The following is a 12,664-nucleotide window of genomic DNA, read 5'->3' as shown; positions in this document are numbered from 1 at the left end:
CTATATTCCTTGTTTCATAGAAAAAATTCCTTGGTTTTCTAACATCCAAGGAATTTCGTTTAGTTATCCTTCTGCCTCCAAATCTTTTCCTTGATAAAGATGCGCAGTTCATACAAGAGCATAAAGAGGGTGGAGATGAGGAAGCCAGCCATAAAGATATGGTGCAAGTAAGCGAAGGCACCAATATAAACCAAGATGGAAAAAAGGTAGAGGATGACTAAATAATGCCATTTCTTGGCCTTGCTATCTTCGATGACCTTTTTCTCCAAGCGCTCATCCTCCTTGATGAGTGTGTCCAGACTGATATCAAACTCCCGACTGATAGCGATGAGATTTCCAATATCAGGGATACCTTTTTCGCTTTCCCAGCGGGCAATGGCAGAGCGGGAAACCTTGAGCCTTTCTGCCAAGGCCTCCTGAGTGAGTTGATTTTGTTGACGAATGTCTTTGAGAACTTGTGAAATTTTCATGGTGATCTCCTTTCTTCAAATAAAAGTATTTAGATGATTTCCTTTTTTCATCTTTATTATAAAAATAATGAAACCATTTGCCAATAGCATTTCCCTAACAATCCAGTTATTCTGCATAACACCAGTCATTCTTAAAAGTTTTCCACAGCATGTTGACAAGTTTGTCAAGGAACTTGACATCTCTTTTTATTTCCTGAAATGAAAATCAACTTTTTTAAGATTTTTTGTGATAAAATAAAGCCAATTCCGAATAGTAAGGTAGGAGGTTCTATGAAAGCAGAAATTATTGCTGTGGGCACTGAGATTCTGACCGGTCAGATTGTCAATACCAATGCCCAATTTTTATCTGAAAAACTGGCGAGTCTGGGGATTGATGTCTATTTTCAGACAGCAGTAGGGGACAATGAAAATCGTCTCCTCTCTGTTTTGGAAATTGCTCAAGGACGCAGTAATCTAATTATCCTGACAGGAGGCTTGGGCCCAACAGAGGATGATTTGACCAAGCAAACCTTGGCTAAATTCTTAGAGCGCGAGCTCATTTTTGATCCTCAGGCTGTGGAAAAGCTGGATCGCTTTTTTGCTAGCCGGCCGGATTATGCTCGAACGCCCAATAATGAGCGTCAGGCCCAGCTGGTCGAAGGCTCAACTCCGTTGTCAAATGCGACCGGCTTAGCTGTCGGAGGATTGTTAGAAGCAGACGGAGTGACCTATGTAGTCCTGCCTGGCCCGCCTAGTGAGCTCAAGCCCATGGTCAATAACGAGCTGGTTCCCCTCTTATCCACAGGTCAGAAATTGTATTCACGGGTGCTGCGTTTCTTTGGTATCGGCGAGAGTCAGCTAGTGACTATTTTGTCAGAGATGATTGAGCAGCAGAGTGACCCCACCATTGCTCCTTATGCAAAGACAGGGGAAGTTACCCTACGACTGTCCACCAAGGCTCTGAGTCAGGTAGAAGCTGACACCAAGTTTGAGGCTGTGGAAAAGGAAATTTTGGAACATAAGACTTTTGAGGGGCAATCACTGTCAGAGATTTTCTATGGTTACGGGGATGACAATTCCTTGGCACAGGTGGCTTTTGAGTTGCTGAAGAGTCAAGGGAAGACGATTTCGGCGGCGGAGAGTCTGACAGCAGGCCTCTTTCAAGCGACCTTGGCTGATTTTGCTGGAGCCTCTTCCATTTTTTCAGGTGGCTTTGTCACCTACAGCATGGAGGAAAAGAGCCGGATGCTGGATATTCCGTTGGGAGACTTGGAGGAGCATGGAGTTGTTTCAGCTTTTACGGCAGGGAAAATGGCAGAGCAGGCTAGAAAGCTGACCGAAAGCGACTTAGCTGTCAGTTTGACAGGTGTGGCAGGCCCAGATTCACTGGAAGATCATCCTGCAGGGACCGTTTTTATCGGTTTAGCTAGTGCTTCAGGAACGGAAACTATTAAGGTCAATATTGCTGGACGCAGTCGTCGTGATGTGCGGAAAATTGCTGTTCTGCACGCCTTCAACCTAGTACGAAAAACTTTATTAAATAGCTGATTTTTGGTATAATGATGAAGATGGCCAAAAGACATTTTAGAAAAAACAGGAGAAATAAATGGCAAAGAAACAAAAAAAATTAGACGAAATCTCAAAGAAATTCGGCGATGAGCGCCAAAAAGCCTTGGATAATGCTCTTAAAAACATTGAAAAGGATTTTGGTAAGGGAGCCATTATGCGTCTTGGCGAGCGGGCAGAGCAAAAGGTTCAAGTTATGAGTTCTGGCTCTTTGGCCTTGGATATTGCCCTTGGTGCCGGTGGTTATCCTAAGGGACGGATTATTGAGATTTACGGACCAGAGTCTTCTGGTAAGACAACCGTTGCTCTTCACGCAGTTGCTCAAGCGCAAAAAGAAGGTGGTATCGCTGCCTTTATCGATGCTGAGCATGCTTTGGATCCGTCATACGCGGCTGCTCTGGGTGTTAATATTGATGAGTTACTGCTGTCTCAACCTGACTCTGGCGAACAGGGACTGGAAATTGCCGGTAAGCTGATTGACTCAGGTGCGGTGGACTTGGTGGTTGTGGACTCCGTTGCAGCCCTGGTACCACGTGCAGAAATCGATGGCGATATCGGCGACAGCCATGTCGGCTTGCAGGCTCGGATGATGAGCCAGGCTATGCGCAAACTGTCTGCTTCTATCAACAAAACGAAGACAATTGCGATTTTCATTAACCAGCTGCGTGAAAAAGTTGGCGTTATGTTTGGTAATCCTGAAACAACACCAGGTGGTCGTGCACTGAAGTTCTATGCTTCTGTCCGTTTGGATGTCCGTGGTAATACTCAAATCAAGGGAACTGGTGATGAGAAGGATACCAATGTTGGTAAAGAGACTAAGATCAAGGTCGTTAAAAATAAGGTGGCTCCGCCATTCAAAGAAGCCTTTGTGGAAATCATGTACGGAGAAGGTATTTCTAAGACAGGTGAGCTGATCAAGATTGCGACTGATTTGGATATCATCAAAAAAGCTGGTGCTTGGTACTCCTACAATGATGAAAAAATCGGCCAAGGATCTGAAAATGCTAAGAAGTACTTGGCTGATCATCCAGAAGTCTTTGACGAAATTGGCCGCCAGGTTCGTGTACGCTATGGTTTGATTGAAGGTGATGAGTTGGTAGAAGCGGTTGGCAGCAAGGCTGACAGTCCTGTGGAAACGCTGGAAGAAGTGACTCTTGATTTGGAAGATGCCATCGAAATTGAAGAGTAATTTTGCAAAATAGGTCGCAAGACCGATGGTTTTTGTGATATAATAGACTACGATATTAGTATCGTGTAGCGAAAGGAGTACTTACATGATCACAATCTATACTGTCTCAAGTTGTACTAGTTGTAAAAAAGCAAAAACCTGGCTAAACGCTCATCAATTAACTTATAAAGAACAAAATTTAGGCAAAGAAGGCATCACCAAAGAGGAACTTCTGGATATTTTAACCAAAACAGAAAATGGTATCGCGAGCATTGTTTCATCCAAAAACCGCTATGCTAAAGGTTTGGGTGTTGACATTGAAGAGTTAAGTGTCAATGAAGTTCTTGACATCATCATGGAGACCCCGCGTATTTTGAAAAGTCCCATTTTAGTGGATGATAAACGTCTCCAAGTTGGTTACAAAGAAGATGATATCCGTGCTTTTCTGCCACGTTCTGTTCGCAATGTTGAAAATGCAGAAGCTCGTCTACGGGCAGCTCTCTAATCTTTGAATATAACTGAAAGAGTCGGGAAGAGAATCTCGGCTCTTCTTTTTGTTCGGGTTGACAGAGGCTTTGGCGACGAGATGGATTGACAAGGAGCAGAACTGTGATACAATATCTCTGAGGAGGATGGAAGATGAAGAAAATTTTAGTAGGACTGGGATTGAGTGTAGCACTGTTAGCAGGCTGTGGACATAAAAAGACAGAGACGAATTCGAATGCGGCTGACAAGAAAGAAATCAGCAATAATCTGCCTATCATTGATAATGCCAAGCAGCAGGAAATGATTACTCGGACGCTTGTTTTTCCAAAGGATGAACGAGGAAACCAGCAGAGCCAGACAGTGACTTATCAGGGAGAGCATTTCAAACGCTTGGTCGTTGAAAGGTTGACTGCGACTGATGATGAGATGAAAGAAGCCATCAAGCAAATGGGGCTGGAGGAAGCGCAGAAGTCGCTCAATGAGTCACTGGAGCAGGATGCAGACTATGTGCAGGCTCGTGGACTTCAAGGCTTCAGCGGTTCAGTGACAATTTTGAATGAGAACGAACTGAAAATGACTTCTACCTATGACTTTGAGAGTTTGGATATTGAAAAAGCAGCGTCTATGCCTTATTTTCAAAATCTCAAGCTCAAAGAAATGATCAAGCTGACGCCAGAAGAATATATCAACAATCTCCTGATGAATGGAGCAGAAGAGCAGAAATAAGCTGCTCTTTTTTATTACATTTTAATGACAGAGTGACAATCAGTTTGACAGCGCCATTTTTATAATGATATGATAAAATCAGTTCAATATTGAAGGAGATAAGACATGAGAAAATTAATTGTCTTTTTGCTGGCAGCTTTGGCAATCTTAACAGCCTGCAGTCAGCAGTCAAATAACAGTTCATCCTCACAGGGAGGAGCTGGAAAAGGAGATATTGTCACTAAGTCCTATAAAACTGAGAAGCAATTAGAACATGGAAAAGAAACCAGAATCTTAACAGTCAGCTACAGCGGACAGAAGTATGAGAAGGTTATCCTGCATGTCAGCAAGGCTATTCCTGACAACATCAAGGAAGCTCTGTCAAAGCAGGATGTTTCCACTGTGAAGAAAGAAATGCTGTCTTTGATCGAGGAAGCACTGGGTCTGAAAGAGGCGGTGAATATCACCGGCCTTGACTTGAAAACAGATATGACAGCGGAAGAGATTTCTCTGGAGATGACTATCGATCCTGAGAATCTAGACTACAAAGCCGCCAAAAAGCTTCCAAACTACGCGCAGCTATTTGAGCAAATCGAGACCCTGAGTCCGGAAGAATTGCTTAACAAGTTTAAGGGAAGCGACGGTGTAGAAGTGTCGTCTTCAAATTAGGAAGTTTCCATCCAGTTCTCTGAAGAGAGCTGGATTTTTGCTGGATTTCAGAGCCAGACTTCGGATAAATATTAGCTAAAGCTTATTGAAAAATTAGGAGAATTCGGGTGAATTAAATTTGTGAAAAGCCTATAATTATGCTATAATAGGGATATTCTAAAGAAAGAGGGTGTAATTGTGGGATTTACAGATGAAACAGTACGTTTTAATCTCGATGATTCAAATAAAAAGGAAATTAGCGAGACTTTGACCGATGTCTACAAGTCGCTCAATGAAAAAGGATACAATCCAATCAATCAAATCGTGGGATACGTACTCAGTGGTGATCCTGCGTACGTACCTCGCTATAACAACGCCCGCAATCAAATCCGCAAATATGAGCGCGATGAGATTGTTGAGGAGTTGGTTCGTTATTATTTGAAAGGACAAGGCGTCGATCTCTAATGAGAATTATGGGATTAGATGTGGGCTCAAAAACGGTTGGGGTTGCCATTAGTGATCCTCTTGGTTTTACGGCTCAAGGACTGGAGATTATTCCGATTCATGAAGATAAGGGCGAATTCGGCCTAGAGCGCTTGGGCGAGCTGGTTAAAGAGTATAAGGTTGATAAGTTTGTCATTGGCCTGCCTAAGAATATGAACAATACCAGCGGGCCTCGAGTGGAGGCCAGTCAGGCTTATGGTCAGCGGATTGCTGAGCTGTTTGGTCTGCCGGTTGACTATCAGGATGAGCGCCTGACGACGGTGGCTGCCGAGCGCATGCTGGTTGAGCAGGCGGATATTAGCCGCAGCAAGCGTAAGAAAGTCATTGATAAGCTGGCAGCGCAGCTGATTTTGCAGAATTATCTGGATCGAAATTTTTAGAAAAGAAATGAAGGAGACACTAGTATGACACATGATCATAACCATGACCACGAGCATGAAGAGCGTGAATTAATCACCTTGGTTGACGAGCAGGGGAACGAAACTTTATTTGAAATTCTTTTGACCATTGATGGTAAGGAAGAGTTTGGCAAGAATTATGTTCTTTTGATTCCGGCTAATGCGGAAGAAGATGAGAACGGTGAGGTAGAGATTCAAGCTTATTCCTTTACTGAAAATGAAGATGGCACAGAAGGTGACCTGCAGCCAATCCCAGAAGACTCAGATGCTGAATGGGATATGATTGAAGAAGTCTTCAACAGTTTTATGGAGGAGTAAGACTGATCTAGCCTCGTTTCCAGAAATGGACAAGTGTGGGCGAAAAGCTAGCTAAAATTGACAGATGAAGGAAGTAGCTAAGAATTGGCTATTTTCTATCTCGTATCATAAACATTAGAAAGAGGAGCGAGTTGCAATTCAGATTTGAGTTCTGCTTCGCTGCTCTTTTTTAGGTAAAAAAATGAATGAAATTGAAGAATGGCTGAATAGCCGAATTGGTCTAAACTTTCGTTCGGGTCTAGGGCGGATGCAGCAGGCTGTAGCTCTTTTGGGAAATCCTGAGCAGAGTTTTCCAACGATTCATGTAACTGGTACAAATGGCAAAGGCTCTACTATTGCTTTCATGCGTCAGCTGTTTGCGGGGCATGGTCGCAAGACAGGGAGTTTTACCTCGCCTCATATGATTAGTATTCACGATCGGATTTGTATTAACGGTCAACCGATTGCTCCAGCTGATTTTATCCGTCTGGGTCAAGCGGTGCAAAAGATGGAGCAAGAACTGCTCAAAAGTCATGACCAGCTGTCCTATTTTGAAATTCTGACCTTGATTGCCTTTCTCTATTTCAAGGAGCAGGAAGTGGACATAGCCCTGATTGAGGTGGGAATCGGCGGACTCTTAGACACGACTAATGTCATTACGGGAGATATTGCGGTCATCAGTTCTGTGGGCTTGGACCATCAGGAGACTCTGGGAAGGAGCTTGACGGCGATAGCAGATCAAAAGGCAGGGATTTTCAAGCCGGGGCGGCCAGCGGTCATCGGGCCGCTGCCAGAAGAGGCACGATTGGTTTGTGAGCAGCGAGCTCAGGAGCTAGGAATAGAACTCTATCAGCATGGTCGCGATTTTTCTCTGACGAATCAGACTTTTTCTAATTCTACTATGGCCCTATCCAATCTTGAACTGGGACTCAAGGGAGCCTATCAGGAGGAAAATGCAGCGCTGGCTCTGCAGGCTTTCCTACTCTTCATGCAGCAGCAAGACTGGGAAATAGATTCTGCTAAGATTCGGACGGCCTTGCAGGAGACTCGATGGGCAGGGCGTTTGGAAGAAGTCAGTCCAGGTATTTATCTTGATGGGGCCCATAATCTGCCTGCACTGGAAAGGTTAGTGGAGTTCATCCAGAGCCAGAATGACAAAGAGTGCCTGCTTCTTTTCGGTGCTCTCAAGCGTAAGGACTATAGCGCTATGCTGTCTTATCTGCGAGAGGCTCTGCCAAATGTTCAGTTGACGGTTACTTCCTTTTCTGATGGAGATTCCCTTGGTCAAGCAGAAGCGGAAGGCTTCTTATACATAGAGGATTATAGGCAGCTTATTCAGAACTTTCAGGAGAGAAAAAACACTAATCAGCTGCTTTTCATTACGGGCTCTCTCTATTTTATTGCGGAAGTCAGAGCTTATTTGACAAGTTTATAAATTGACCGCCAGAGTCCTGCTTTGGTACAATAAAGACAGAAGAAAAAGGAGAATACTATGGCAATTTCTAAAAAGTTAATATTTTTAGGTCTAACTGCTGCGGCTGTTTTGGCCTTGGCAGCTTGCGGCTCTAATCAGAACCAGACGGCACCTTCCTCTCAGTCTCAGTCAGTCGCTTCCAGCAAGACAGCAGAGTCTTCGTCGGTAGCTAGCACGTCAAGTGCGGCCAATAACAGCTCATCTGCTTCAGCGTCTTCTTCCGAGCAAGCAGCCAATGGTGAGCTGGATGGCAGCTACCAGACAAGTCATGAAGGCGATCAGCTGACCTTGCAGATTTCGGGCACTACTGGCCAGCTAACCAAGGTCGAAGCGGATGGTGATCAGGAAATTGAACAGGTTCAGATTGATGCTACCAACCAGACTATGGTCATTGGAGATGATGTCAAGCGCTATCGCATTGAGGGCAATCAGCTGACAATTGAGGATCTTTCCCAAGAGCCTTATGATGATGACACACTGGTCTTTACGAAACAATGATGAAAGAGCCCTGTCTTGAATAGGGCTTTTCCTTTTATCAGTTGTAATCTTGTAGTGAAATTTTGAGGATAGCGGTCTTCAAATACTGTTCTTGGTTTTTCATCAGCCAGAAATACGATTTGCATTGATATAAACGTTGTTTTAAGGCAGTTTTACTGATATACTAGAATATATGCAATGAGATAGGAGAGTGTATGACTTTCAGGAAATTCCGCTTATTAATGTCAAAATACGGTTTCAGCATTATTATTATGCTGCTGGAGCTGGTCTTTGTCTTTGTTGCGTTTTTCTATTTTAATGAGATTGCACCCAACTGGCTGTCAGTGGTCATGATTGTTTTCCTGTATATTGGGACCATTTTAGCCATTGTCAACCGCAATATGCCGCCGGAGAGTAAGGTGACCTGGCTCCTGATTGCTGTGGTACCGGTATTTGGCTTCCTGCTCTATCTGATGTTTGGCGAGCGGCGGCTGTCTAAAAAGGAAATGATCCAGCTGGAAAATATGGACTCTATGAAATTTCGTGAGGACAACAGCTACGATCTTCGTGTCCAGCTGAAAAAGAAAAACAAGTCGGCCTACGGCATTATCAAGTCATTACTGAGTATGGACAATAATGCGGATGTCTATGACGGCACCGCTTCTCGCTATTTTCCCATCGGTGAGGAGATGTTTGAGGCTATGTTGGAGGATCTGCGGGCTGCTGAGAAATTCATTTTTCTGGAATTTTATATCATCGATGAAGGTCTGATGTGGGACAGTGTTCTGGAAATCTTGGTCGAAAAAGCTGCGCAGGGCGTTGAAGTCAAGCTACTATATGACGATATTGGCTGCATGGCCACTTTGCCGGGCGATTATACGCGTAAGCTGCGCAAGATGGGCATCGAGGCTTATAAGTTTAACAAGGTGATTCCGCGGATGACGGTATCCTATAACAACCGTGACCACCGCAAGATTTTGGTCATTGACGGTCAGATTGGCTATACTGGCGGCATCAATCTGGCTGACGAGTATATCAATCATATCGTCCGTTTTGGCCACTGGAAAGATGGCGGTGTCCGCTTGGAAGGTCGGGCAGTCAAGGCTCTGACGCGGCTCTTTCTCATGAACTGGTATATCAACCGCGGGGAAATCACAGACTTTGATAAGTACCATCTGGAAAATAAAGCTGTTGAAGGCAAAGGGCTTTACATTCCCTATGGCAGCGGGCCTAAGCCCATTTATAAGGGCCAGGTTGGCAAAACAGTCTATCAAAATATTATCAGTCAGGCTACGGACTATGTCTACATTACTACGCCTTATCTGATTATTGACTATGACCTGACGGAGGATATTAAGAATGCTGCTATGCGGGGAGTGGATGTCCGCATCGTGACTCCTTTCATTCCGGATAAGAAGCTGATTCAGATTGTTACCCGCGGAGCCTACCCGGATCTGATGGAAGCGGGGGTTAAGATCTTTGAGTACACGCCAGGTTTTATCCACAGTAAGAATGTGGTGGCTGATGATGAATTTGCTGTGGTAGGGACGATTAACTTTGACTACCGCAGTCTGGTGCACCATTATGAAAATGCAGTCCTGATGTACCATACGGAGAGTATCCCAGCTATCAAGGAAGATTTTGAAGCAATTTTTGAGGCTTCTGAGGAAATTCTTCCTGAAAATCTCGATAGCAGCTGGTATCGTCGCTTTATCAAAGAAATCATGCAGCTCTTTGCCCCTATGCTCTAATGCTAGAGGTAGGCAAGTTCTGCAGCAATATACAGAAAATCTGAGGCGGAAGTCTCAGATTTTTTGCTTGTGCTTTTTCTAATCGTGTTGAGATGTGTTCTTGTCATTTTTGCTTTGTTTTTACGAATGTAAAAAATAAAGGAATTTTTTAAGATGATGGAGAAAATTTCTAACCAGCCGCTTGCTTATGAAACGAGAGAATACCGCTGTTTTCGAGAATTGGAGGAGCTGGCTAGAAGCTATAATGCTCAGAAGAAGGGTCAAGAGAAAGCTGACAGGAGGACAGGAATTTGATATACTAGATGGGACTGATATCAAGGAGAATATTTTATATGCATGATACAATGGAAGAAAAAGTTTTAGAGGTTTCAGAGGAGCAGCTGACTAGGGCTGAAAGGTCTGAGCAAAAATTCATCAAGCCAGAGCCGACGCCCTATTTTTTGACCCTCTTGTGCAGTTTGGCTATCAGCCTGCTGAGTGTGGTCAATCCTTTTTTGACCAATCTAGCAACGAATTTACAAAGCCAGAACCTCTATGCCGGCTGGGCAATGACTCAGGGGCAGGTGCCTTATTCGCAAATATATGGAACTAGTGGCCTGCTTTACTATCTGATGGCTTGGACCAGCAGCCTGGCTTTTGGCCAGCTTTTGTGGATGGTCTTTCAGACGCTGGCTCTGTGGCTGGCCGGACTTTTCCTGCACAAGACCTTGGTGCTCTTACAGCCTAAACAGGATTTATCGCGCAGCCTCCTGCTGCTCTTTTACCTACTAGTTTTTGCCCTTGGATTTGGTGGCCTTTACTCTAGTATTTTTGTCCTGCCCTTTATTTTTTGGAATCTATCTTTCTTGGTGCGCTATCTGCAGGATTCGATCAAGGATGAAAAGTTCATTCTTTATGGGGCTTTCGGAGCTCTTGCTTTTATGATTGATCCGGTTTTCAGCCTAGTCTTTTATTCTTTGACTGGTCTGGTGCTTTTAGTCTATAATATCGCGACCAAGCGAGCAGCTCAAGGTTTTTATCAGCTTTTAGCTGGTCTCTTTGGCTTCTCAGTGATTTTTTATCCTATCGGCTACTTTACTGTTGCCAATCAAACCTTTGGCCAGGCTATCAGCCAGGTGACCTATGCTTGGGATTCCATCAGTTTGATTGGCAGTCATAGCCTTTCTAATTTGATTTATTATGGCTTGCTGACGGTCGGTCTAGGTTTCATTTCTGCTTTGGGTATCAATCTCTTTTCAAGAGAAAAGGGACAAGCAACCAGCCTGCGCGTCTTGCGCTTTATCGGTCTGCTAGGGCTCTTCATTACTGTCTTTGCGGCTTTTATCCTGCCAGATCAGGGCAGTTATCAATTGCTTCCTGCCCTGCCTTTTGCCATGATTCTTTTTGCTTTGTGGTTCAATAAAGGCAAGCAGCAAGCACCAGGGCGTCATCGCCAGGATCGCCGTCGTCCTACCATGTGGACTTCCTATCTCTCAGGCCAGTTCTTTCTGCCGCTCCTAGCCATTTTTTATCTGATTGGCTATCCTTTGGTGAATGAGTATATCCTTTCCAGGGGTGTATCTGCTGAAAGAAGTGAAGCGGCTCAGTATATTAAGGAAAAGACCAAGGATGGGGATACTATCTATGCTTGGGACACCTCGGCTAGTCTGTATCAAAAGAGCGGCCGCCTATCAGCTGTCTCTCTCTTGACTCCAACTTTGTATGTGGGAACAGCTGAAAATCGTCTAGGTCTTCAGAAGGGACTTGAAAACAGCCAACCCAAGTATATTTTGGTTAACAATGATGTCAAATTGCTGTCGGATGTGAAGCAGCTAATTTCCCAAAATTACAAGGAAGCTGACCTCAAGCTCGACCATTTCAAGCTTTATCAACTTAAATAGTAAAAAATCAATATGTTGTGTCTAAAGTTAAAAATTAACTTTTTTTCCACAACATATTGATTTTTAATTTTAACGTGTTATAATGAGACTTGTATCGACTTATTTAAAAAATACTGTTCTTTGGATGAAGAGCTATCGGAGAATTCCTAGAAATATCTCCCTAACTATCTGGTCTGAAGAGACTTGATTTGTCCTAAGGGCAGGAAAAGGAAGTGTTCATGATGATTTTAAGGGAAGAGAAGTTTGAAACTGCTCCAGCGATTTATGTGGAGAAGAGGGATGGCCGCAGGGTGGCTTTTGATGTGTCAAAGATCTATAAGGCTATGGTGCGGGCAGCTCAAGAAGTCGGTCCGCTGAATCCGATGCTGGAAGCCAAGCTAGAAGCTATCACAGACCGCATTGTGGCAGAAATTAGCAGTCGCTTCGCTAAGTATGTCAAAATCTATGAGATTCAGAACATCGTTGAGCATGAGCTTTTAAATGCCAAGGAATACGCCATTGCGGAGAACTACATCACTTACCGCACCCAACGGGATTTTGAGCGCTCAAAAGCGACAGACATCAACTTTACTATTGACAAGCTTCTCAACAAAGATCGTACGGTAGTCAATGAGAATGCTAATAAAGACAGTGATGTTTTCAATACCCAACGGGATTTGACTGCTGGGATTGTCGGCAAATCCATTGGGCTTAAGATGTTGCCGCCTCATGTAGCCAACGCCCACCAGAAGGGGGACATCCACTACCATGATTTGGACTACAGCCCTTATACACCGATGACGAACTGCTGTCTGATTGACTTTGACGGCATGCTGAAAAATGGCTTCAAGATTGGGAATGCAGAAGTAGAGAGTCCCAAGT

Annotated in this window: 15 protein-coding genes; 14 read left to right on the top strand and 1 reads right to left on the bottom strand. The window is 44.1% G+C overall.

Annotated features, from left to right (window positions below):
- Window positions 1–59: 59 nt before the first annotated feature.
- Complete coding sequence (locus RWS24_RS08015) at window positions 60–470, bottom strand: helix-turn-helix domain-containing protein (RefSeq protein ID WP_125337580.1); 411 nt, start codon at window positions 468–470, stop codon at window positions 60–62.
- 270 nt (window positions 471–740) lie between these two features.
- Between RWS24_RS08015 and RWS24_RS08010 the strand changes: the two genes are divergently transcribed.
- From RWS24_RS08010 to nrdD, 14 genes are all read left to right on the top strand, one after another.
- Entirely contained in the window at window positions 741–1,997 is a 1,257-nt protein-coding gene (locus RWS24_RS08010) for a competence/damage-inducible protein A (RefSeq protein ID WP_185776922.1), read from the top strand.
- 58 nt (window positions 1,998–2,055) lie between these two features.
- Complete coding sequence (gene recA / locus RWS24_RS08005) at window positions 2,056–3,204, top strand: recombinase RecA (RefSeq protein WP_125445520.1); 1,149 nt, start codon at window positions 2,056–2,058, stop codon at window positions 3,202–3,204.
- 85 nt (window positions 3,205–3,289) lie between these two features.
- Window positions 3,290–3,688 (top strand): transcriptional regulator Spx, encoded by a 399-nt coding sequence (gene spx, locus RWS24_RS08000; RefSeq protein WP_002894078.1) that lies wholly within the window; start codon window positions 3,290–3,292, stop codon window positions 3,686–3,688.
- A 134-nt stretch (window positions 3,689–3,822) separates the two neighbouring features.
- Window positions 3,823–4,395 (top strand): SP0191 family lipoprotein, encoded by a 573-nt coding sequence (locus RWS24_RS07995; protein WP_111675158.1) that lies wholly within the window; start codon window positions 3,823–3,825, stop codon window positions 4,393–4,395.
- Between the two features lie 105 nt (window positions 4,396–4,500).
- Entirely contained in the window at window positions 4,501–5,043 is a 543-nt protein-coding gene (locus RWS24_RS07990) for a hypothetical protein (RefSeq protein WP_125445522.1), read from the top strand.
- 177 nt (window positions 5,044–5,220) lie between these two features.
- The gene (locus tag RWS24_RS07985; RefSeq protein WP_002894075.1) at window positions 5,221–5,487 is read left to right on the top strand and encodes an IreB family regulatory phosphoprotein; all 267 of its coding nucleotides are present in this window, start codon (window positions 5,221–5,223) and stop codon (window positions 5,485–5,487) included.
- Window positions 5,487–5,906, top strand: a complete 420-nt coding sequence (ruvX, locus tag RWS24_RS07980; protein WP_002899275.1) for a Holliday junction resolvase RuvX — start codon at window positions 5,487–5,489, stop codon at window positions 5,904–5,906. Before RWS24_RS07985 ends, ruvX begins: the two co-directional genes overlap by 1 nt.
- 24 nt (window positions 5,907–5,930) lie before the next feature.
- Window positions 5,931–6,242 (top strand): DUF1292 domain-containing protein, encoded by a 312-nt coding sequence (locus RWS24_RS07975; RefSeq protein ID WP_002894073.1) that lies wholly within the window; start codon window positions 5,931–5,933, stop codon window positions 6,240–6,242.
- Window positions 6,243–6,423: 181 nt separating this feature from the next.
- Window positions 6,424–7,656: a folylpolyglutamate synthase/dihydrofolate synthase family protein gene (locus RWS24_RS07970; RefSeq protein WP_111675160.1), complete on the top strand. Its 1,233-nt coding sequence runs from the start codon at window positions 6,424–6,426 to the stop codon at window positions 7,654–7,656.
- 57 nt (window positions 7,657–7,713) lie between these two features.
- Window positions 7,714–8,193 (top strand): SP_0198 family lipoprotein, encoded by a 480-nt coding sequence (locus tag RWS24_RS07965; protein WP_111675161.1) that lies wholly within the window; start codon window positions 7,714–7,716, stop codon window positions 8,191–8,193.
- A 194-nt stretch (window positions 8,194–8,387) separates the two neighbouring features.
- Window positions 8,388–9,923: a cardiolipin synthase gene (gene cls / locus RWS24_RS07960; RefSeq protein WP_314366589.1), complete on the top strand. Its 1,536-nt coding sequence runs from the start codon at window positions 8,388–8,390 to the stop codon at window positions 9,921–9,923.
- A gap of 153 nt (window positions 9,924–10,076) precedes the next feature.
- Window positions 10,077–10,217, top strand: coding sequence for a hypothetical protein (locus tag RWS24_RS07955; RefSeq protein ID WP_314366588.1), 141 nt, complete (start codon window positions 10,077–10,079; stop codon window positions 10,215–10,217).
- 38 nt (window positions 10,218–10,255) lie between these two features.
- Complete coding sequence (locus tag RWS24_RS07950) at window positions 10,256–11,803, top strand: heme transporter CcmD (protein ID WP_314366587.1); 1,548 nt, start codon at window positions 10,256–10,258, stop codon at window positions 11,801–11,803.
- 221 nt (window positions 11,804–12,024) lie between these two features.
- The coding region (gene nrdD / locus RWS24_RS07945) for an anaerobic ribonucleoside-triphosphate reductase (RefSeq protein ID WP_314366586.1) at window positions 12,025–12,664 on the top strand (640 nt) is incomplete at its 3' end.

The organism is uncultured Streptococcus sp., from assembly GCF_963528215.1.
Lineage (GTDB): Bacteria > Bacillota > Bacilli > Lactobacillales > Streptococcaceae > Streptococcus.
This window is presented reverse-complemented; position numbering and strand designations above follow the sequence as displayed.